Below are 20682 nucleotides of genomic sequence, written 5' to 3' on the forward strand. Positions count from 1 at the left end.
TCCGGATGGTCACGGGCCGCGGTCTGCGGCGCCCCCTCCGCCGGGCGGGGCGCGGGGTTGCGCGCCGCCCGGTCCGTGAGCCGTCGCCCCGGAACGGGGAGGAGAGACGCGTCGCGTTTCACAGGATGATCGCCCGCCGCGCCGGGACCGAACGTCGCCCGGCCCGAGACAGCGGGCCCGGGCCGTTCTAGATCACGCGGAACCCGCCTCGATGCCGCAGGAGACCTCCGTGAGCGCAGACCCCTCAGCCCCGAGCGCATCCCCCTGCCCGTTCGAGGTCGCGGTGGTGGGCGCCGGCGCGGCCGGGCTCGCGGCGGCGCTGGCGCTGGCGCGCGAGGGCATCCCGACCGCCCTCGTCGGGCGGCACGCGCCCGTCGCCGACGGCCGGACCGTGGCGCTCCTCGACGGGTCGGTGCGCTTCCTCGCGGCGCTCGGCGCCTGGGGTGCGATCGCCCCGCACGCGGCGCCGCTCGCCGAGCTCCACATCGTCGACGACACCGGCAGCCTGTTCCGGCCGCCCCCGGCCCGGTTCCGGGCCTCCGAGATCGGGCTCGAGGCCTTCGGCTGGAACGTCGAGAGCGCCCGCCTCGTCGAGAGCCTGCGGATGGAGGCCCGCGCCGCGCCGGGCCTGACCCTGTTCGAGTGCGACGCAGGGCCTTGCGAGCGCGGCGAGGCGGAGGCTCGCCTCGCGCTCGAGGACGGGCGCGGCGTCGCGGCCCGGCTCGTGGTCGCGGCAGACGGCGCGCGCTCGCTCCTGCGGGCGGCCTCGGGCCTCGCGGTGCGGGACTGGACCTACCCGCAGGCCGCGATCACGACGCTCCTCGCCCACGCGCGCCCGCACCGGGACGTCTCGACGGAGTTCCACACCCGCCAGGGCCCCTTCACCCTGGTGCCGCTGCCGGGCGGGCATCGTTCCAGCCTCGTCTGGGTCATGGGCGAGGGCCCGGCGCGGCGGCTCGCCGCCCTCGACGAGCCCGGGCTCGCCGCCGCGGTCGAGCGCCAGTCCCGGTGCCTGCTCGGATCGCTCCGCATCGACGGGCCGCGCGGCCTCGTGCCGATGCGGGGCCTCTCGGTCGGAAGCCCCGTGGCGCACCGCCTCGCGCTGATCGGCGAGGCCGCCCACGTCTTCCCGCCGATCGGCGCGCAGGGGCTGAACCTGGGCCTGCGCGACGCCGCCGCCCTGCGCGATGCCGTCGTGGCGGCGTCGCGCGATCGCCGCGACCCCGGCGCGCGGGGCGCGCTCGCGGGCTTCGCCCGGGCCCGCGGCCTCGACGCCAGGCTGCGCAATGCGGCGGTCGACGCGCTGAACCGGAGCCTCATCGCCGACCTCCTGCCCGTCGATGCCCTGCGGGGCGCGGGGCTGCTCGCCATGACGACGATCGGCCCGCTGCGCCGCGCGGTGATGCGCGAGGGCGTGCTGCCGCGCCTCAACGCGCCCGAGCTGATGCGGGCGCGGGGCTGAGGCCCGGCCGTCAGCGGCGGGCCACCTCCCCCGAGGCCGTCTGCGCGCGGGCCGGGGTGATCGAGCCCGTGGCAAGCTCCGGCCCGGCGCCGCCGGGACTTTTCGGCGCGAGCGCCAAACCGTCCTGGCTCCCGGGCTGGCTCCCGAAGGCGGTGCCGGCGCGCCCGAGCGCCTCGCCGTGGGCGAAGAGCGCCTGCATGTAGTGCTGGTCGAAGGGCGCCGTCGTGGTACGGGTGAAGCGCCCGTCGATCTCGGCCACCTTCAGCTCGAGCCCGTTGCGCGCCGCGAAGGCCCGCGACAGGGCGATCGTCCCCGCGGTCTGCGCCTTGATGGCGGCCGACAGGGAGCGGCCGAGCACGCTCAGCGTAGTGCGCGTCGCCATCTGGAAGTCCGGCGTCAGCTTGTTGTTGACGACCACGTAGACGGTCCTGGCCGGGATCCGGACGCTCGCCCCGCCGAGGATCGCTGGCCCGGGCGCGAGGTAGAACGGCGCCGTGGTGCCGCCATCCGCGTGCATCTCCTGGAAGCCCTTGCCGTCGGCCGCGACCGCGTCGATCAGCACCGGCGGGAAGATTCCCGGCACCGCCGAGGAGGCGAGCACGATGGCGCGGAACAGGGCGAGCGCCTTCGGGGAGCCGTCGCCGGCGATCGCGCCCAGATCCCACAGGACCGGGCGCTCGGCATCGACCTCCGTGGTCGCCACGAGCAGGCGGCGCCCCCTGGCGTTCTCGGCCGCGACCGCCTTGAGGAGCGCCGGCGTGATCGCCCTGTCGATGCGCTTCTTGAGCGGCCAGGTGTCGGTGAGCGCCTCGTTGCTGCCGCCGAACTCGAACACGTCGGCGGCCGTGATGGTGGTGTAGGCCTCCCGCAGGGGCCCGTTGCCGCGCTCGCCGACGAAGGCGAAGGGCGCGATCAGCGCGCCGGTGCTGACGCCGGTGACCACCCCGAAATCCGGGCGGTCGCCAGCCTCGGTCCAGCCGGTCAGGAGGCCCGCCGCGAAGGCCCCGTTCTCGCCGCCGCCCGAGAGGACGAGCCAGGGCTCGGCGGCCATCGGCGCGCGGTCGATCAGGGCCTGGAAGGCCGCGACGTCGTCGCCCGCGATGCGCACCAGTCCCTTCAGGCCCGCGGGCCGGGCGCTGCCCGCCTCGCCGGCCGTGAACGCGACCCGCTGCGGCTCGCCGGACCGCGGGGCGGCCGGGGCCATCTGCGGGGTGAGCGTGCCGAGCATCACCGCCGCGGTGCACAGGAGGGTGTGCCGCTTGGTCAGTCCGGACATGTGCCTCGGTCCCTCGATGAGCTTGGTTCCCTGCGAGGCTCCCCGCCGGGTTCTTCGCAGGGTTCTTTGCAGGCCCGCCTCGACCCGGAAACGTGCCGCCCGCCGGGGCAGTTCCTGATGGGACCTTGACCGTGCGTGCGATGCAACACCTCGCGCGAGCGCGGCCCCGGGTCCCCAGCCCGCAACCGGCCCCCGTCCCACCACCTTCGGACGGCTTTACGCAGGCCCCGCCCTTGCACTACGGGGTGAGCCGATTCGCCCCGCCGAGGTATCCGATCCCCGATCCCGGGGTACCCCGCGCGGGGTCGACGCCCAGGACCGCCCAGGACCGCCCAGGCAACCCCGAGGAAGACCCGAGGACATCCCATGAAACTGCCGCGCCGCTTCTTCCAGCCGCTCGCCACCGGCGCGCCGGCCCCGTTCCGCGACCTGCCGGTCCGGCTCGAGCGCATGATCCACTTCGTGCCGCCCCACAACGAGAAGGTGCGGGCCCGGGTGCCGGAGCTCGCCAAGACGGTCGACGTGGTGCTGGGCAACCTCGAGGATGCGGTGCCGGCCGACCAGAAGGAGGCCGCCCGCAAGGGCTTCGTCGCCATGGCCCGCGACACCGACTTCGCGGCCTCCGGCACGGGCCTGTGGACGCGCATCAACGCCCTGAACTCCCCCTGGATCCTCGACGACCTGTTCGAGATCGTCGCGGAGGTCGGCGACCGGCTCGACGTCGTGATGGTGCCCAAGGTCGAGGGGCCCTGGGACATCCACTACGTCGACCAGCTGCTCGCCCAGCTCGAGGCCCGCCACGGCGTCGGCAAGCCGATCCTGGTCCACGCCATCCTGGAGACCGCCGAGGGCGTGGCCAACGTGGATGCCATCGCCTGCGCCTCCCCGCGCATGCACGGGATGAGCCTCGGGCCGGCCGACCTCGCGGCCTCGCGCGGCATGAAGACCACCCGCGTCGGCGGCGGGCATCCGGATTACCGCGTCATCGCCGACCCGGCCGGGGACGCGCCGCGGCCTTCGGCCCAGCAGGATCTCTGGCACTACACCATCGCGAAGATGGTCGACGCCTGCATGGCGAGCGGCATTAAGGCCTTCTACGGCCCCTTCGGCGACTTCTCGGATCCGGAGGCCTGCGAGGCGCAGTTCCGCAACGCCTTCCTGATGGGCTGCGCGGGCGCCTGGACGCTGCATCCGAGCCAGGTCGCCATCGCCAGCCGCGTCTTCGCGCCCGACCCCGCCGAGGTCGCCTTCGCGGTGCGCATCGTCGAGGCGATGCCCGACGGAACCGGCGCGGTTATGCTCGACGGCAAGATGCAGGACGACGCCACCTGGAAGCAGGCCAAGGTTATCGTCGACCTCGCCCGGCTCGTGGCCCAGAAGGACCCCGGGCTCGCCAAGACGTACAACCTTTGATCTGCATCCTTTGATCTGCGATCCCTGAATATTACGCGCGCGAAGACCAGCCCTGCCCCGGGCCGGCCGTGACACGGCGCCGGCCCGGGCCTATCTTGAGAATCATGACCGACGAGAACGTGAAAGTCGCGAAGTTCGGCCTCGGCGCGGTGGTCCGCCACCGCCTCTATCCATTCCGGGGCATCGTCTTCGACGTGGATCCGGTGTTCGACAACACCGAGGAATGGTGGCTCGCGATCCCAGAGGACGTGCGGCCCGCCAAGGACCAGCCCTTCTACCACCTGCTCGCCGAGAACGCGGAATCCGAGTACGTCGCCTACGTCTCGGAGCAGAACCTGGTGCCGGACACCTCCGGCGAGGCCCTGCGGCACGCCGGCATCGCCGAGGTGTTCGTGCAGGACGCGAGCGGCGCCTACCGCGTCCGCGACCGCCACGCGAACTGAGGGCGGACCCTCGACGCGCCCTCTCCCGCACCGGCGGGGCGACCCGCGCCAATGAAAAAGCCGGGCATCGCTGCCCGGCTTGTCCGCTCGTGACCCTTGTTCCCGACGCTCAGGGCTTCGGGGCCGCGGCGGCGGCGGGCGCGGAGCCGCCCTTCTCGGACTCGAGCTTCTTGCGCATGTCCTCGCTGCGCTTCTCGAGCTCGGCCTGGAGCTTCTTCTGCTGCTCCTCCAGCACCTTCGGGTCCATGGCCGGGCCGTCGAAGGCCTTGCCGAAGCCCGCGAGCGGCACCGCGAAGGTGACCTCGCGCTGGGTCTGGTTCTGGACCGAGACGTTGAGGGTCGTGCCCTTCTTCATCGCGGCGACCACGCTGGCGTCGAGGTTGCCGGCCTCCGCGAAGCAGCCGTTGGGGAAGCAGACCGCGAACTTGCCGGTGGTCGGCTGCTGGCTGTCGACCGTGAAGCGGATGCCGGGCTGCAGCAGCAGGCCGAGCGGCAGCAGGTAGCGCACCACGCGCACCTCCTGCTTCGTCTGCGGGTTCTTCATCTCGTAGACGGCCACCGCCAGGACCGGCTGGCCCTGGTCGGAGACGAAGTCGCGGGTGGTGTAGCAGATGTCGGTGCCCGAGCTGCCGTCCTTGCCGCAGACCTTGGTCCAGTCGGCCTGGCTCGGCTCGGACTTCACGTTGACCACCTGCGGGCCGCTCTGCTGCTGCGACTGCGGCTGCTGCGCGGCCGGGGTCGTGGGGGCCGGCGCGGCCGGCGCGGGCGCGGCCGGAGCGGCGGGCTTGCCCTTCGGCTGGGCGAGGGCCGGCGCGGCCGCGAGGCCGCCGGCGAGCGCGAGGAACGCGGCGACGCGCAGCGGGCGCGCTTGGCGGTTGGCGAGGAACATCAGCTCTGACCCCTTGGAAGTCTCACGTAGAAGGCGAAAACCATGACGCGGCTCGAGACGCGCTGCCGCCGTGGCAGGAGCGTCGGCCGGCGCATGCCGGAGCACTCGAAGCCCCGGACGCGCCCTGCTCGGCCGAAGGGCAAGCCAAAAGCCTCTCGACTCCGCTCGAACGACCGGGCGGTCTGCTTTCCCCCCGAATGAGGCGAAGACATGACACCGCTGCCGTTCCCGATCCGGGACGCGGCCTCGCGCAGCACGCCCTGACGCAAGACGCCCCGCGACGCAAGCCCGGTCGTGCCGCCTCTCCGGCCTGCCCGCGGACAATTAGGGCCCGGTTAACCTTAAAGTCCCATCAACGACGGGGTATCGGGGGAGACGGGTGCAGGTGTTGGCTTCGATCAAACAACCCGTCGCGGCGCTCCGGGGGGCGGGTTCGCGCCCGCCCGCCCGCCCGCGTCCCCCTGCCCCGGCTCCCCCCGCCCCGCCGCCGGACCCCGTCGCGGAACCGGCGCCCGCCGCCACCCCCGCCGAGGTCCCCTCACGCCGCACGGGGCTGTGCGCGCTGCTCGCCGCCACGGCCCTGCGCCATCCGGACCGCGTCGCCCTCGTGGACGCCGCCGACAAGGCGGCCTGGAGCGGGCGGGCCTCCATGACCTGGACCTACGGCGCCGCGGCCGAGTTCGTCGCCCGCCTCGGCCACGGCCTGCGCGCCTGGCGTCTGCCTCCCGGCAGCCGCGTCGGCCTCGCCCTCCCGGGCAGCACCGAGGCGCTCGTCGCCCATCTCGCGGTCGAGGCCGCGGGCCACGTCCCCTGCCTCCTGCCCCCGTCCTGGGACGAGGACCAGCTGCTCGCCGGCATCCAGGCGGCGGGCATCGGCGCGGTCCTGACCCAGGCGCGGCTCGGGCAGGCCCGCCCGGCCGAGCGCCTGTGCCGCGTGGCCGCCCGCTACTTCGGCCTGCGCTACCTCGCGGCCTTCGGCCCCGGCCTGCCCGACGGGGTGATCAGCCTCGACGAGATGGCGCTCGACCGGCGCTCCGGCGCCGGGCCGGTCGAGGGCGGCGGCGGCCTCGTCAGCTTCGCGGGCGCCGACCCGGCGCGGCCGGTCCACCGGCCCGGCGACGCCCTCCTGGCGGCGGCGGCCGTGCACCTGATCGCGGCCCGGATCGAGCCCGCCGAGCGGATCCTCGGCCTCGTGGCGCCGGGCGACCTGCGCGGCCTCGTCACGGGCCTCGGCGCCGCGCTGATCTCGGGCGCGAGCCTGGAGACCCTGCCGGTCTTCGACGGCGCCGCCTTCGCGGCCGCCCTGCGGCGGCCGGTGCCGACCCATCTCGTCGTGCCGGCCTTCCTCGAGGCGGCGCTGGCCTCCGGGCCCCTGCCCGAGACCCTGCGCTCGGTCAGCGTCGCGCACCGCGCCCCCGCCCGCCTGACGGGGCGCACCCTGCGCCCCGCCTTCCGCGGCGGCCACCCGGCCCTGATCGACGTGCTCGCCCTCGACGAGGACGTCGTCCTGTCCTGCGCCCGCGGGGCGGCGGACCTCGCCCTCACCCTGGCGGAGCCCGGGCGGCTCGGCCTGCCGCCCGGGCTCCTCGCCCTGCGGCACGAGCCGGACGGCCGCCTCGGCTTCCGCGGCCTGGCCGGCAAGGCCGCCCCGCTGCAGCGCGCCGCGGAGCCGCCCGACGCCGCCACCTGGCGGTCTTCCCGCTTCCGGCCGAGCCTGTTTGCCGGGACAGCGACGGGCGTCGTCGAGGCCTGAGCCGCTCCGCTTCGCAGTGCGGGATTTTCTCGAGGCATCGCCCGGCGCGCGCGGCGGCGCCCCCGGACCCTTGCCCCGGACCCGCCCGGCTTCCTCCAAGATTGGTTAAAAACGAACCATCTCAGTCGTTTGGCTCGCCGCATTGACGCGGCGGGCGAGGCCCGCACACCGGTTCGCGCGGGCAGTTCATCGCACGGTCAGGCTCGCCCGGCATCTTCGCATCTGCAATCTCGCCGGCGAACCAACCGCCGCCCCGCGGGTTATGGCTAGGGTCCCTTCCCAAGGGGCACGCGATGGGGTAACGCTGAAGCTTATGGGTGCGCTGCAACAAGTTCTTGTTGTCGACGACGGCCACCGCGCCGTCGATCATTCCCTCGCCGCGGAGCTCGCCGAGCTCGGCTACGCGAGCGTCACCGCCTCGCTCGAGGCCGCCGACGACGTGCTCGCGGTGATCGCCCGCCCCGCCGCCATCCTGCTCCAGACCTCCACCCGCGGCGGCTCCGGCTTCGCGCGCCGCGCCGCCAGGCTCCGCGCCCAGATGCGCAGCGCCGGCATCCCGGTCATCACCGTCGACGAGGCCATGGGCCGGCGCGCCGGCGCCCCGGTGGACCTCAAGAGCTGCATCGGGCCCTACGTCCTGAACGAGCCGGAGCGCTGAGGCGAGGCGGGGCCCGAGGGCGCCTCCCGCACGGGCCAACCCGTTCGCACATCGTGAACAGCGACCGGATCAATGGGGCAACGCGCCCCCTCTCCCGTGCGGGAGAGGGTTGGGGTGAGGGGTGCGACCTCTCCGGAGACGGCGAACCCCTCACCCGGTCCGCTTTCGCGGACTCGACCTCTCCCGCACGGGAGAGGTGGGGCGGCGCGCCAACTCCGCCGGTATCCACGAGAGCGTCGGTGCAGGGCTCGATGGTTCCCAAGGCCGGGCGCGGGTCCCCTCTCCCGTGCGGGAGAGGGACAGGGTGAGGGGTGCGACCTCTCCGGAGACGGCGAACCCCTCACCCGGTCCACGTTCCGCGGACTCGACCTCTCCCGCACGGGAGAGGTGGCGGCGCGGGCTGCGCTGCATCGATACGCCGCCTGGAATTCGTTGAGGCGGAACGTGAGGTCATGGCCTCAACACACTGAGAACACGCGCATTGTCCGCCGAAGCGGCCGCCGGCCCGGGGCGAGGCGATGCGGCACCGGACAGGATTCGTGCGCGTTCCCTGATCCGCAGGCCAGGGACAACGCTCGAGCCGCGCCCCGCCGCCGTCTTCCGGAGCGCGGGCCCGGACATCCCCCTCACGCCGCCTTCCTGCCGCCCTGCGCCGCGATCTTGGCGAGGCTCCGGAGGATCTGCGTCGTCACCTTGAGGCGCTCGGGCACGCTGTCGAGCTCGCGGATGAAGACGATGCTCATGTCGGGGCGGACCTTGGCGAAGGAGCCCTGCTCGGCGACGTAGGCCACGAGGCCGGGCGGGTTGGCGAAGGCCCGGTCGCGGAAGTGGATGACGGCGCCCTTGGGGCCGGCCTCGACCTTCTCGACGTTCGTCTCCCGGCACAGGATCTTGATCGTCACGATCTTGAGGAGCTGCTCTACCTCCGGCGGCAGCGGGCCGAAGCGGTCGATCAGCTCGGCCCCGAAGCTCTCCATCTCGGCGTCGCTCCCGAGCGTCGAGAGGCGCCGGTAGAGGCCGAGGCGCACGCCGAGATCCTCGACGTAGTCCTCGGGGATCGTGACGGGGGCGCCGAGCGCGATGGTGGGCGACCACGCCTCCTCCACGGGCTCCTCGATGCCGGCCTTGAGCGCCGTGACGGCATCCTCCAGCATCTGCTGGTAGAGCTCGTAGCCGACCTCCTTGATGTGGCCGGACTGCTCGTCGCCGAGCAGGTTGCCCGCGCCCCGGATGTCGAGGTCGTGGCTCGCGAGCTGGAAGCCCGCGCCCAGCGTGTCGAGCCCCTGCAGCACCTTGAGCCGCCGCTCGGCCTGGACGGTGAGCTGGCGGTTGGCCGGCGTCGTGAACAGCGCGTAGGCCCGCGCCTTCGAGCGCCCGACCCGCCCGCGCAGCTGGTAGAGCTGGGCGAGCCCGAACATGTCGGCCCGGTGCACGATCAGCGTGTTGGCGGTCGGGATGTCGAGGCCCGATTCGACGATCGTGGTCGAGAGGAGCACGTCGAACTTGCCCTCGTAGAAGGCCGTCATCACGTCCTCGAGCTGGCCCGCCGCCATCTGGCCGTGGGCGACCGCGACCTTGATCTCGGGCATCTCGGCGTCGAGGAAGCGCTTCACCTCGGGGAGATCCTCGATGCGCGGCACCACGTAGAAGGCCTGGCCGCCGCGGTAGCGCTCGCGCAGCAGCGCCTCGCGGATGAGGAGCGGGTCGAAGGGCGTCACGAAGGTGCGCACGGCGAGGCGGTCGACCGGCGGCGTCGCGATGATCGAGAGCTCGCGCACGCCGGTCATGGCGAGCTGGAGGGTGCGCGGGATCGGGGTCGCCGAGAGCGTCAGCACGTGGACATCCGCCTGCAGCGCCTTCAGCCGCTCCTTGTGGGCCACGCCGAAATGCTGCTCCTCGTCCACGATGATGAGGCCGAGATCCTTGAAGGCGACCGCCTTGGCGAGCAGCGCGTGGGTGCCGACCACGATGTCGATGCCGCCGTTCGCGAGCCCCTCGCGCACCTTCTTCAGGTCGGCGCTCGACACGAAGCGGGAGGCCTGGGCGACGTTGACGGGCAAACCCTTGAAACGCTCCGCGAAGGTCCGGTAGTGCTGGCGCGCGAGCAGCGTCGTCGGCACCACGACGGCCACCTGCTTGCCGGAAATGGCCGCCGCGAAGGCGGCGCGGAGCGCCACCTCGGTCTTGCCGAAGCCGACATCGCCGCAGACGAGCCGGTCCATCGGGCGGCCCGCGTTGAGGTCGTCGAGCACCGCCTCGATGGCGTTGCCCTGGTCCTCCGTCTCCTCGAAGGGGAAGCGGGCGGCGAATTCTCCGTAGAGCCCCTCCGGCGCGGTGAGGCGGGGGGCGGGCTTCACGAAGCGCTCGGCCGCGACCTTGATGAGCGCGCCCGCCATCTCGAGGATGCGGCGCTTCATCTTGGCCTTGCGGGCCTGCCAGGCGCCGCCGCCGAGCCGGTCGAGGGGCACCTCGGCATCCTCCGAGCCGTAGCGGGTGAGGAGCTCGATATTCTCCACCGGCAGGAGCAGCAGGCCGCCCGTGTATTGCAGCTCCAGGCAATCGTGGGGGGCGCCCGCCGCCGTGACGGTCTTGAGGCCGACGAAGCGGCCGATGCCGTGGTCGGCATGGACGACGAGGTCGCCGGGCTGCAGCGCCTGCACCTCCAGGATCACGTCCTGGGGGCGCTTGGCCTTGCGCTTGGCGCGCACCAGCCGGTCGCCCAGGATGTCGCCCTCGGCCACCACGGCGAGCTGGCCGGCCGTGAACCCGGCCTCGAGCCCCCAGACCGCCACCGCCACGTCCGTGCCGCGCTTCAGCGCGTAGACGTCCGACAGGCGGGTGATCGCGATCGGCTTCCTCAGGCCGTGGTCGGTCAGCACGCCGCAGAGCCGGTCGCGGGAGCCGTCGGACCAGGATCCCAGGATCACGTGATGCCCGGATCCCTGCAGGTCGCGCACATGCGCGACCGCCGCGTCGAACACGCTCGCCGATTCCTCGGCGCGCTCCGGCGCGAAGCTGCGCCCCGGCTCGCCCTCGCAATCGATCACCGCGCGGGCCTCGCCGCCCGGCAGCGCGAAGGGCGTGAGCCGGGCGACGCTCGCGGCGGCGACGCGCTCCCGCCACTCGTTCGGCGTGAGGTAGAGGGCGCGCGGCGGCAGCGGCTTGTAGGGGGCGACGCCGGCCTGCGGGGTCTTGAGGGCGGATTCGCGCGCCTGGAAATAGTCCTGCACCAGGGCGAGGCGCTCGGCGGCCGCCTCCTCGACCTGCGCGTCGAACACCATCGGCACGCCCGCCACGTAGTCGAACAGGGTGTCGAGGCGCTCGTGGAAGAGCGGCATCCAATGCTCGAGCCCGGCGTAGCGGCGGCCCTCGCTCACCGTCTCGTAGAGCCGGTCGTCGCGGGTCGCGGCCCCGAAATTCTGGATGTAGCCCTGGCGGAAGCGCCGGATCGTCTCGGTGGTGAGCTGCACTTCGCTCATCGGCACGAGGTCGAGGGAGCGCAACTGCCCGATCGTGCGCTGGGTCTCGGGGTCGAAGGCGCGGATCGATTCGAGGGTGTCGCCGAAGAAGTCGAGGCGGATCGGGTTCGGCAGGCCCGGCGGCGACAGGTCGAGGATGCCGCCGCGCACGGCGTACTCGCCGGTGTCGCGCACCGTGCCGGTGCGCAGGAAGCCGTTCGCCTCGACCCAGGCCGTGACCTTGTCCATCGACACGACGTTGCCGACCGCCGCCGAGAAGGTCTCGACCGCGATCCGGTCGCGCGGCGGCACCCGCTGCACGAGGGCGTTGACGGTGGTCAGCAGGATGCGCGGCGCCGCCTCCGAGGAGCGCGAGCGGGCGAGCCGCGAGAGCGCCGTCATGCGGCTCGCGGCGATGCCGGCATTCGGCGAGACCCGGTCGTAGGGCTGGCAGTCCCAGGCCGGCACGCTCATGATCTCGAGCTCGGGCGCGACGAAGCGCAGCGCGTTCTGGAAGGCGTTCGAGCGCCCGGAATCGCGCGCCACGTGCACCAGCACCGCCGGCCCCTCGAAGCCCTGGCTGAGCGCGCGCGCGAGATCGGCCACCACGAGGGCGTCGAACCCCTCCGGCACGCGCGCCAGCGTCGGGCTGTCGCCGCGCTTCAGCGCCTCGAGCGCCTTCGCCAGCGGCCCGGATCTCGGCAGGGCGAAACGCGCGGCCGGCGGCTTCGGCGCGGCGGGGGCGGAGGGTTTCGGTGCGGGTTTGGCCATGAAGGTGGTGCGTGTCGCTTCGTTCGGCTTGCGGAAGTCGTAACCCGGCGCCGGCTCGTCCGGCGCCGACATGCCCCTCCCCGTTCGGGAGAGGGGCGAGGGATGCCACCGCTCCGGACGGGGAGCGGTGATGCGCGGGGACCGCTCAGCCGTGGATCGGCGCGTCGTGCTTATGGAAGGATCCGAGCCGGCGGTAGACCGGCGTGTCGTAATTCTCCGGCACCGGGGCCTCGCCGGTGAGCCAGCGGAACAGGTCGCGGTCGGGCACCTCGATCAGCGCCTCGAAATCGGCAAGGTCCCCCTCGCTGAAGGACCCGATCTCGGCATCGGCGAAGCGGCCCATGATCAGGTCCATCTCGCGGATGCCCCGGTGCCAGGCCCGGTAGAGGGTGCGGCGGCGGCGCGGGTCGAGATCCGCGCTGGTGCGGGTGGTGCCGGACATGAGCCAAACCTGTGATGCCGTGATCCCGGGATCGCCTGACCCCCGGATTGCAAGATCCCGCAATCCGGTGATTCCATGTGATCCCATGCGCAACCCGCGCGGGAAGCTGTGCCGCAGCGGGAGGCGGGCGCGATGGTCTATATAGGGTCTCCCGCCCGCGGCACCATCCCGTCCGCCGCCACCCCGCCGCCCGCATGACCGACGCCTCCGCCCCGACGCCCCCTGCCCCGACGGCCCTCCGGCCGAGCCTCCTCGACCCGCTCTTCGCCCCCGCCCGGACGCTGCCGGGCGTCGGCCCGAAGATGGCGCCCCTGATCGAGCGGCTCCTCGGCACGCCCGAGCAGCCCGCCCGCATCGTCGACCTGCTGTTCCACCTGCCGCAGGGCGGCGTGGCGCGGCAGCTGAAAGGCTCGATCGCCGAGGCGCCCCCGGGCGAGCCGGTGACGCTCGGCGTCACCGTGGTGTCGCACCGGCCCCCGCAGCCCGGGGCCGGCCGGCGCCCGCACCGGGTGCTGGTGGAGGATGCCACCGGCGACATCAGCCTCGTGTTCTTCGGCATGCCGCGCGCCCGCATCGAGAAGATGCTGCCGCTGGGCGCCCACCGCTACATCTCGGGCCGCATCGACCTCTGGGACGGGCACCGGCAGATGGTGCACCCCTCCCGCGTCACCGACGAGGCGGGGCTCGCGAGCCTGCCGGCCGTCGAGCCGATCTACGGGGCGACCGAGGGCCTGACCTCGCGGGCGATCTCGAAGCTCGCCCACGCCGCCCTCGACCGCCTGCCGGTGCTGCCCGAGTGGCAGGACCCGGCCTGGCTCGACCGCAACGGCTGGCCCCCCTTCGCGGACGCGCTGCGGGCCGAGCACCGGCCGGACGAGCCCCCGCCCCGCCGGCAGGAGGACGCGGACGCCCCGCCCCGCCCGCCCGCCCGCCGGCGCCTCGCCTACGACGAGATCCTGGCCTCGCAGCTGGCGCTCGCCCTGCTGCGCGCCCGCCAGCGGCGCAAGCCCGGCCGGGTCAATGCCGGCGACGGGCGCCTCGCCGCCCGGATCGAGGCCGACCTGCCCTTCGGGCTGACCGGCGCCCAGAGGCGGGCCGTGGCCGAGATCCGGGCGGATCTGGCCAGCGACCGGCGCATGCTGCGCCTCCTCCAGGGCGACGTCGGCTCGGGCAAGACTGCTGTGGCGCTCATCGCCATGGCGCATGCCGTCGAGGCGGGCCGCCAAGCCGCCCTGATGGCGCCGACCGAGATCCTGGCCCGCCAGCATTACGAGCGGCTGCGGCCCCTCGCCGGCCCCTTGCGCCTGCGCCTGATGACGGGGCGCGACCGGACGGCGGAGCGGCGCGCGAGCCTCGCCGACCTCGCGGAGGGGCGCATCGACATCCTGGTCGGCACCCACGCCCTGTTCCAGGAGAGCGTGGTGTTCCGCGATCTCGGCCTCGCGGTGGTGGACGAGCAGCACCGCTTCGGCGTGCACCAGCGCCTCGCGCTCGGCGCCAAGGGCGAGGCGGTGGACATCCTGGTGATGACCGCGACCCCGATCCCCCGGACGCTGGCGCTGACCTTCTTCGGCGACATGGACGTCTCGGTGCTCGACGAGAAGCCCGCCGGCCGCCAGCCGATCCGGACGATCACGATTCCCGTGGAGCGCATCGAGGAGGTGGTGGCGGGGCTGGAGCGGGCGCTGGCGCGGGGCGAGCGCGTCTACTGGATCTGCCCGCTCGTGGCCGAATCCGAGTTCGTCGACCTCGCCGCCGCCCAGGAGCGCTTCGACGACCTGAGGCAGCATTTCGGCGACGCGGTCGGGCTGATCCACGGCAAGATGCCGGGCCCCGACAAGGATTCCGCCATGGAGCGCTTCGCGTCCGGGCAGACGCGGATCCTGGTCTCCACCACCGTGGTCGAGGTCGGGGTCGACGTGCCGGAGGCCACCATCATGGTGATCGAGCATGCCGAGCGCTTCGGCCTCGCGCAGCTCCACCAGCTGCGCGGCCGGGTCGGGCGGGGCTCGGCCGCCTCCGCCTGCCTCCTGCTCTACCGGGGGCCGCTCGGCCAGGTCGCCCGGGCCCGCCTCGAGATGATGCGCGAGAGCGAGGACGGCTTCCGCATCGCCGAGGAGGACCTGCGCCTGCGCGGCGAGGGCGAGGTGCTGGGCACCCGGCAATCCGGCCTCGCCGCCTTCCGGCTCGCGAGCCTGGAGAGCGACGGCGACCTCCTGGAGGCGGCGCGCGACGATGCCCGCCTGGTGGTCGAGCGCGATCCCGCCCTCAGGAGCGAGCGCGGCCGGGCGCTCAGGGTGCTGCTCTACCTGTTCGAGCGCGACGCCGCGATCCGGCTCCTCGGCGCTGGCTGAAGGGCGCGCGAAAAGTCCGTGGGCGCTGTGCCCTCGCGGCGGCAGCGCCGGCTCCGTTCATCTGCCATACAGATTCGGGGTTGCGGCGGGGGCGCCGGAACGGCATCATCCCTTGCCGCGTTCATGACCCAATCTTAACTCAACATGAACGAAGGGCCGATTCGATCGGCCCGACATCGGGACATGTGGAGGGTATGCCGATGCTGACCGGACCGTTCCAAAACCTGGGGTCTTCCGAGGGCTGGAACCCGTGCGCGGGCGAACCCTGGCTGCTGCCGATCTCGGATTCCGACGCCGTCCCGGCCGACACCGCCACCGACGCGATCGCGATCGCGGTCCGCCGGGCCTCGCGGCCCCTCTTCATCGCCGCCAACGCCCTCTGCGTCGCGCTCGGTCTCCTGATCGCGGTCGAATCCGCGACGGGCTGGATGAGCCACGGCCCCGCCGCTCCCGTCGCCAAGGCGCCGGTGGTCGCCAGCGCGTCCTGACCGGCTCCGCCCGGGAGCCCGTCGCTCACGCGTCCTGCCGCTCGGCCGCCGGGCCGACCGGGGACGCCCCGACCTGGGACGCCCCGACTTGGCCCGCGCCGACCTGGGCCGCCCGCAACCCCGCCGCCATCGCCTGCAGGCGCGTCTGCGGGTCCTCCGGCTGGATCACGCCGGCCGACATCACGAGCTTGGCCGCGTCGTCCACGCTGATCCCGACCTCGATGATCTCGCTGCGCGGCAGGTAGAAGAAGAAGCCCGTGGTCGGGTTCGGCGCGCAGGGCAGGAACACGCCGACATAGTCGTGGCCGGTCTCGCGCTCCTTCCCGTCCCCCGCCGCGTCCTCCTGCCCCGCCTCGTCCCCTTGCGGCAGCGCACCCTGGATCTCGGCGGCGGCGGGCGCCGACAGGAACACCACCGACCACGTCCCCTTCACGGGGAATTCCACGAGCCCGACCGTGCGGAACGAGGTGCCGTTCGCCGAGAACAGGGTCTCGAAGATCTGCCGCAGGCCCTTGTAGAGCCCCGAGATCACCGGGGTGCGCGCGAGCAGGACCTCGCCGAACTCGATGACGCTGCGCCCGACGAGGTTGGCCGTGAGGAAGCCGAGCAGCGTCACCGCCACGAAGGCGATGACGAGGCCGAGGCCGGGGATCGAGAACGGCAGGTAATGGTCCGGCAGGTAGCTCGCCGGCACCAGCGGCTTCACCCAGCCGTCGATCAGGGTGATGAACCACCACGTGATGTAGATCGTGATGGCGAGCGGACCCGCCACGATGATGCCGGTGAGGAAGTAGGTCCGCAGCCGGCCCCGCACGCTGACGCGCTTGCGCGGGCTCGCGGGATCGATCTCCGGGAGCGGGGGCTGGATCGGCGGGACGGGTGGCGCCACGGGTTTACTTTCGCGAGCAGGCAACGAGCCCCGGGGCCGCGGCTCCCCTCTCGGGACCGCCCCGGGGCAGAGAGGTAGCGGTTGCCGGGCATGGGCTCAAGAGAGGGGCGGCCGGGGACGGGCGCCCGGCGGCCAGCAAGTCCGGCCCGCAAGTCCGGCGCATGCCAGGCCCGCATGCCCGGCCCGCTCAGTCCTTGCCGACCGACATCAGCAGGCGCTCGGTGCGGGCGTCCTCGATCCGGTTGACCATGCGCTTGGCCTCGTGGACGTCCCGCACCGTCTTGGTGAGCGTGACGCAGGACTGGACCAGCATCACGACGCCCATGGCGAAGTAGCCCTTCAGCCAGATGTCGACCGGCATGAACAGGATGCCGAGCGCCACCATCGCGGTGGCCCCGGCGAAGGAGGCGTAGGTGAAGGTGACCCAGGCCCCGGAATGCTGCGTGGTCTCGTTGCTCATGGTGATCCTCTCGAAGCGGGATGACGTTCGGATCGGGCGGGCCGGGCCCGCCCCGAGGGCGGTCAGGCGGTCGGTCCGGCGGGCTCGGCCGCGCCGAGGCCGGCCTTGCGGCGCAGCCGCTCCAGCACGGCGCCGCCGCTCGGGCGGGTGCGGGCGCCGAAGCCCTCGCGCTCCAGGCGCTCGGCGATGTCGAGGCAGGCCTCGGACCCCGGCCCGGCCTCGGCCAGGGCCGCCTCGGTGTCGGCCGCCTCGGCCTGAAGCGCGCGCAGGCGCGCCAGCGTCGCCTCCGCCTCGCGCAGGGTCGCGCCGTCCTCCGCCCCTGCCCCGATTCCGGCCCCCACCCCCGCGCCGAGCCGGCGCACGGCCTCGGCGGCGGCCGCGGCCCGGCGGCCCCGCTCCAGTTCCGCCTGGCGGCGCCCCGCATCGGCCACGACGGCGCGGATGCGCGCCACCTCGGCCTCGAAGCGGGCACGGGCGGCCCGGATCGCCTCCTGCTCGGCCTCGAGCTCCGCGATCGCCTCGGCGGCCTCCCGGGCGAGATCCTCCCGGCCGGCGCCGAGCGCGGCGACCGCCCGCTCCTCGAGGTCGCGGGCCCGGGCCGCGACGGCCTCGCCAAGCCGCGCCTCGGCGCGGTCGCCCGCGATCGCCGCCGCGAGCGCCCGCCGGCTCCGCTCCAGCGCGGCCCGCGTCTCGCGGATCTGCTGGTCGAGGATCAGGAGGGCGTTGCGGTCGAACAGGTCCTCGGCGGCGCGGGCGGCGGCGCCGCGGGCGAGGGTGCGAAACATCTTCAGCATGGATCGGCTCCGGCTGTTGGAACATCGTTCACGAGCCGACGCTCGCAGATCCGAGGACGGGCTTCGGTGTTTTTTTGCACATTGTGCAAAAATCCGGGCCGCCTCATCGTCGACCGCCTTCGGCGTCCTCTTCGGCGGGCCCTTGGACGATCCCCTTGGAGACCCCCTTGGACGACCCTCTCGACGGCGTCCCGCGGGCGGACCTGCCTCAGAGCAGGTCCGCCGCCCCCCGGCGGTCGCCATGCGCCGCGGTGAGCTTCTTCATGAGCCGCACCAGCGATCTCCGCTCGGCCGGCGCCAGGGCCGCGAGGGTCGCCTCGTGCGCCTGCCGGGCGGCGGCCTCCATCGCGGCGTGGAGCGCGCGGCCCTCCGGCGTCAGGCCGCATTGCTGCGCGCGGCGGTCCGCCGTCGAGGTCGTCCGGCTGACGAAGCCGCGGGCCTCGAGCCGCTTCAGGGCCCCCGTCGTGGTCGTCCGGTCCAGCGCGACGGCGTTCGCCAGCGTCGTCTGGTCGGCCTCTCCCTGCTCGAACAGCAGGGAGAGCAGGCTGTACTGGAGCGGGGTGATGCGAAACTCGGCACACCGCTCGGAAAACAGGCTGCCGTGGATCTGATGCAGCCGCCGGATGAGGAAGCCCGGCCGTTCGGCCAGGGGCCAGGGCGCCGCCGGCACAGGGGGCGAGGACGCCGCCGGCACAGGGGGCACTGCCGGTGCAGGGGGCGATGAACCGCCCGCCGGCGCGCCAGCCTCGGGGCTCGCCCCCGCGGACCCGTCCTCCATCCCGCCCCTCCTCAGAACGCTTCCAACTTTGGCACGAGGCGTGCTAGCTTCAAAAAGCGAAGCATACTGCGCTTTCCGAATCAATCGTCGGACCGCCCCGCGGACCGGCGCACCGGTCGAGAGGTAGCACGATGGACGAGTCCCGGTACGACCTGCTCCTGCGCGGCGGGCGCGTGATCTGCCCGGCCTCGGGCATCGACGGCATCCGCGACGTCGCCCTGCGCGACGGGCGCATCGCGGCGGTCGAGGACGCGATCATCCCGTCGAGCGCCGCCGAGGTGGTCGACGTCTCGGGCAAGCTCGTCCTGCCGGGCATGATCGACACCCACGCGCACGTCTACCAGTACGTCACCGGGCGCTTCGGCCTGAATCCCGACATGGTGGGGGTGCGCTCCGGCGTGACCACGGTGGTGGACCAGGGCGGGCCCTCCTGCATGACCCTGCCGGGCTTCCGCCACTTCATCGCGGAGCGGTCCGAGACCCGGGTCCTCGCCTTCCTGTCCGCCTACCTCGTCGGCGGCCTCGAGGGGCATTTCTACCCGAACCTCTACAGCCCGGACGGCGTCGACGTCGACGCGACGGTGAAGTCGGCGGTCGAGAACCGGGACCTCGTGCGCGGCATCAAGGGCCATGCCGAGATCGGCGGCTTCGCGCGCTGGGGCATCAAGGTGATGGAGCTCGCCGCCGAGATCAGCCGGCGCGCCGACCTGCCGCTCTACGTCCATTTCGGCCAGCTCTGGGGCCTGCCGGAGAGCGGCGCCAACGGCGAGGATGCCGACACCATCATGGAGCGGGTGATCCCGCTCCTGCGCCCCGGCGACGTGCTGGCCCACCCCTTCACCCGCCATCCCGGCGGCTTCATCAACGAGCAGGGCGAGGTCCATCCCATCATCCGGGCCGCCATGGAGGCCGGCCTCAAGGTCGATGTCGGGCACGGGAGCCACTTCTCCTACCGCGTCGCCCGCGCCTCGCTGCCCGCGGGCGTCGTCCCCTACACGCTGGGCGCCGACATGCACGGCTACAACACGGAGGTGCCGCCGCCGGCGGGCACGCCCGACGAGCACCACGACGACGAGAACCACCCCTTCCTGGGCCAGGCCCGCTTCAGCCTGACCCAGGCGATGAGCTCGATGATGGCCCTCGGGATCCCCCTCGAGCAGGTGGTGCCGATGGTGACCGCGCACCCGGCCGAGATGCTCGGCCTCTCCGACCGGCTCGGCGCCCTCCGGGTCGGCCGCGAGGCCGACGTCTCGGTCCTGCACGACGACCGGGGCCGCTTCCTGCTGCGCGACAACGAGGATACGCGGGTGATCGCCGACCGCCTGCTGCGCCCGGCCTTCTGCCTGCGCGCGGGCAGGCGCTTCGACGCGGATTCCCCGATCCTGCCGCAGGCGATCGCCGCCTGATGCCGGCGCGGGCGAGCGTGCCGCCCTCCGGCTTCGCCGTCGGCGACCCGACGCCGGCCGATCCGCGCCGGGGCTGGGACGGGCTCGATCAGGCGCAGCGGGACGCGGCCTACGACAACAACGCGGCGGTCGCCGACAGCGCCCGTCAGGTCGAGGCCCGCAACGCCGCCTCGGCCGCCTACCGGGCCGCCCATGCGGGCGCGCTCGACATCCCGTACGCGGGCGCCGCCAGGACCGCCTTCGACCTCTTCCCGGCCGCCGACCCGCGCGCGCCCTGCCTCGTCTTCGTCCACGGCGGCTACTGGCAGCGCAACGCCCGCGAGGTCTTCGCCTGCCTCGCCGAAGGCCCGGCCGCGGCCGGCTGGTCGGTGGCGATCCCGGGCTACACCCTGGCGCCCGAGGCCAGGCTCGCTCGCATCGCGGCCGAGATCGGGACCTGCCTCGACTGGCTGGAGGCGGAGGGGCCGGCCCGCGGCATCGCCGGCCCGATCGTGCTCGCCGGCTGGTCGGCCGGCGCCCAGCTCGCCGCCCTCCATCTCGGCCATCCCGCCGTCGCCGCGGGGCTCGCGATCTCCGGGATCTACGACCTCGCGCCGATCCGCGACACCGGCCTCGACCGGGCGCTGCGGCTCGCCGACGAGGAGATCGCGGCGCTGTCGCCGCTCAGGCTGCCGGTGACGGCCAAGCCGCTGGCGATCGCCTACGGGACCGCCGAGCTCCCGGCCCTCGTCCACGACGCCCGCAACTTCCACGGCCTGCGCAGCGCCGCCCACGCGCCGGGCCCGCTGCTGCCGGTGGCGGGCGCCGATCACTTCTCCGTCCTCGACGCGCTCCGCCGGCCCCGCGGCCCGCTGGTGCGCGCGGCCGCCGACCTGATCGAAGGGACGATGCCATGAGGGTGTTGTCATGAGTGACGCCATGAATGACGCCACGAGGGGTGCCCTGAAG

The 20682-nt window shown here is 73.6% G+C and carries 17 protein-coding genes; 9 read left to right on the top strand and 8 right to left on the bottom strand.

What is annotated here, in order from left to right:
- The first annotated feature begins 211 nt into the window (after window positions 1–211).
- Window positions 212–1462: an FAD-dependent monooxygenase gene (locus WDW90_RS21015; RefSeq protein WP_336489415.1), complete on the top strand. Its 1251-nt coding sequence runs from the start codon at window positions 212–214 to the stop codon at window positions 1460–1462.
- A gap of 10 nt (window positions 1463–1472) precedes the next feature.
- Here WDW90_RS21015 and WDW90_RS21020 read toward each other — a convergent pair whose 3' ends face one another.
- Window positions 1473–2738, bottom strand: a complete 1266-nt coding sequence (locus WDW90_RS21020) for a patatin-like phospholipase family protein (protein WP_336489416.1) — start codon at window positions 2736–2738, stop codon at window positions 1473–1475.
- A gap of 366 nt (window positions 2739–3104) precedes the next feature.
- Between WDW90_RS21020 and WDW90_RS21025 the strand changes: the two genes are divergently transcribed.
- Window positions 3105–4151, top strand: a complete 1047-nt coding sequence (locus WDW90_RS21025) for an HpcH/HpaI aldolase/citrate lyase family protein (RefSeq protein ID WP_336489417.1) — start codon at window positions 3105–3107, stop codon at window positions 4149–4151.
- Window positions 4152–4255: 104 nt separating this feature from the next.
- Window positions 4256–4594 carry a heat shock protein HspQ gene (hspQ, locus tag WDW90_RS21030; RefSeq protein WP_336489418.1) on the top strand — a complete coding sequence of 113 codons (339 nt, stop codon included), beginning with the start codon at window positions 4256–4258 and terminating at the stop codon, window positions 4592–4594.
- A 109-nt stretch (window positions 4595–4703) separates the two neighbouring features.
- Here hspQ and WDW90_RS21035 read toward each other — a convergent pair whose 3' ends face one another.
- Entirely contained in the window at window positions 4704–5483 is a 780-nt protein-coding gene (locus tag WDW90_RS21035; RefSeq protein ID WP_336489419.1) for an invasion associated locus B family protein, read from the bottom strand.
- A gap of 385 nt (window positions 5484–5868) precedes the next feature.
- On the opposite strand from WDW90_RS21035, the gene WDW90_RS21040 reads away from it, so the two are divergent.
- Window positions 5869–7236, top strand: a complete 1368-nt coding sequence (locus tag WDW90_RS21040; protein ID WP_336489420.1) for an AMP-binding protein — start codon at window positions 5869–5871, stop codon at window positions 7234–7236.
- Window positions 7237–7549: 313 nt separating this feature from the next.
- Entirely contained in the window at window positions 7550–7894 is a 345-nt protein-coding gene (locus WDW90_RS21045) for a hypothetical protein (RefSeq protein ID WP_336489421.1), read from the top strand.
- Between the two features lie 626 nt (window positions 7895–8520).
- On the opposite strand, the gene mfd is transcribed toward WDW90_RS21045, so the two are convergent.
- Window positions 8521–12123, bottom strand: coding sequence for a transcription-repair coupling factor (gene mfd, locus WDW90_RS21050; protein ID WP_336489447.1), 3603 nt, complete (start codon window positions 12121–12123; stop codon window positions 8521–8523).
- A 145-nt stretch (window positions 12124–12268) separates the two neighbouring features.
- On the bottom strand, window positions 12269–12565 hold the full coding sequence (locus WDW90_RS21055; protein ID WP_336489422.1) for an FAD assembly factor SdhE: 297 nt from the start codon (window positions 12563–12565) through the stop codon (window positions 12269–12271).
- 194 nt (window positions 12566–12759) lie between these two features.
- Between WDW90_RS21055 and recG the strand changes: the two genes are divergently transcribed.
- Window positions 12760–14919, top strand: a complete 2160-nt coding sequence (gene recG, locus WDW90_RS21060) for an ATP-dependent DNA helicase RecG (protein WP_336489423.1) — start codon at window positions 12760–12762, stop codon at window positions 14917–14919.
- Window positions 14920–15119: 200 nt separating this feature from the next.
- Window positions 15120–15407 carry a hypothetical protein gene (locus WDW90_RS21065; protein ID WP_336489424.1) on the top strand — a complete coding sequence of 96 codons (288 nt, stop codon included), beginning with the start codon at window positions 15120–15122 and terminating at the stop codon, window positions 15405–15407.
- Window positions 15408–15432: 25 nt separating this feature from the next.
- On the opposite strand, the gene WDW90_RS21070 is transcribed toward WDW90_RS21065, so the two are convergent.
- From WDW90_RS21070 to WDW90_RS21085, 4 genes are all read right to left on the bottom strand, one after another.
- The gene (locus WDW90_RS21070; RefSeq protein WP_336489425.1) at window positions 15433–16296 is read right to left on the bottom strand and encodes a DUF502 domain-containing protein; all 864 of its coding nucleotides are present in this window, start codon (window positions 16294–16296) and stop codon (window positions 15433–15435) included.
- A gap of 187 nt (window positions 16297–16483) precedes the next feature.
- Window positions 16484–16756: a YiaA/YiaB family inner membrane protein gene (locus WDW90_RS21075; RefSeq protein ID WP_336489426.1), complete on the bottom strand. Its 273-nt coding sequence runs from the start codon at window positions 16754–16756 to the stop codon at window positions 16484–16486.
- Between the two features lie 62 nt (window positions 16757–16818).
- Entirely contained in the window at window positions 16819–17550 is a 732-nt protein-coding gene (locus WDW90_RS21080; RefSeq protein ID WP_336489427.1) for a PspA/IM30 family protein, read from the bottom strand.
- Window positions 17551–17758: 208 nt separating this feature from the next.
- Window positions 17759–18328 (bottom strand): MarR family winged helix-turn-helix transcriptional regulator, encoded by a 570-nt coding sequence (locus tag WDW90_RS21085; protein WP_336489428.1) that lies wholly within the window; start codon window positions 18326–18328, stop codon window positions 17759–17761.
- Window positions 18329–18459: 131 nt separating this feature from the next.
- Between WDW90_RS21085 and WDW90_RS21090 the strand changes: the two genes are divergently transcribed.
- Window positions 18460–19734: an amidohydrolase/deacetylase family metallohydrolase gene (locus WDW90_RS21090; protein WP_336489429.1), complete on the top strand. Its 1275-nt coding sequence runs from the start codon at window positions 18460–18462 to the stop codon at window positions 19732–19734.
- Window positions 19734–20630 carry an alpha/beta hydrolase gene (locus tag WDW90_RS21095; RefSeq protein ID WP_336489430.1) on the top strand — a complete coding sequence of 299 codons (897 nt, stop codon included), beginning with the start codon at window positions 19734–19736 and terminating at the stop codon, window positions 20628–20630. Before WDW90_RS21090 ends, WDW90_RS21095 begins: the two co-directional genes overlap by 1 nt.
- The last annotated feature ends 52 nt before the right edge of the window (window positions 20631–20682 follow it).

Source organism: Methylobacterium nigriterrae (assembly GCF_037106235.1).
GTDB classification, from domain to species: Bacteria; Pseudomonadota; Alphaproteobacteria; order Rhizobiales; family Beijerinckiaceae; genus Methylobacterium; species Methylobacterium nigriterrae.

Coding starts and splice junctions, on each gene's coding strand:
- WDW90_RS21015 (WP_336489415.1), top strand. CDS start 212: ATGCCGCAGGAGACCTCCGTGAGCGCAGACCCCTCAGCCCCGAGCGCA.
- WDW90_RS21020 (WP_336489416.1), bottom strand. CDS start 2,738: ATGTCCGGACTGACCAAGCGGCACACCCTCCTGTGCACCGCGGCGGTG.
- WDW90_RS21025 (WP_336489417.1), top strand. CDS start 3,105: ATGAAACTGCCGCGCCGCTTCTTCCAGCCGCTCGCCACCGGCGCGCCG.
- hspQ (WP_336489418.1), top strand. CDS start 4,256: ATGACCGACGAGAACGTGAAAGTCGCGAAGTTCGGCCTCGGCGCGGTG.
- WDW90_RS21035 (WP_336489419.1), bottom strand. CDS start 5,483: ATGTTCCTCGCCAACCGCCAAGCGCGCCCGCTGCGCGTCGCCGCGTTC.
- WDW90_RS21045 (WP_336489421.1), top strand. CDS start 7,550: ATGGGTGCGCTGCAACAAGTTCTTGTTGTCGACGACGGCCACCGCGCC.
- mfd (WP_336489447.1), bottom strand. CDS start 12,123: ATGGCCAAACCCGCACCGAAACCCTCCGCCCCCGCCGCGCCGAAGCCG.
- WDW90_RS21055 (WP_336489422.1), bottom strand. CDS start 12,565: ATGTCCGGCACCACCCGCACCAGCGCGGATCTCGACCCGCGCCGCCGC.
- recG (WP_336489423.1), top strand. CDS start 12,760: ATGACCGACGCCTCCGCCCCGACGCCCCCTGCCCCGACGGCCCTCCGG.
- WDW90_RS21065 (WP_336489424.1), top strand. CDS start 15,120: ATGCTGACCGGACCGTTCCAAAACCTGGGGTCTTCCGAGGGCTGGAAC.
- WDW90_RS21075 (WP_336489426.1), bottom strand. CDS start 16,756: ATGAGCAACGAGACCACGCAGCATTCCGGGGCCTGGGTCACCTTCACC.
- WDW90_RS21080 (WP_336489427.1), bottom strand. CDS start 17,550: ATGCTGAAGATGTTTCGCACCCTCGCCCGCGGCGCCGCCGCCCGCGCC.
- WDW90_RS21085 (WP_336489428.1), bottom strand. CDS start 18,328: ATGGAGGACGGGTCCGCGGGGGCGAGCCCCGAGGCTGGCGCGCCGGCG.
- WDW90_RS21090 (WP_336489429.1), top strand. CDS start 18,460: ATGGACGAGTCCCGGTACGACCTGCTCCTGCGCGGCGGGCGCGTGATC.
- WDW90_RS21095 (WP_336489430.1), top strand. CDS start 19,734: ATGCCGGCGCGGGCGAGCGTGCCGCCCTCCGGCTTCGCCGTCGGCGAC.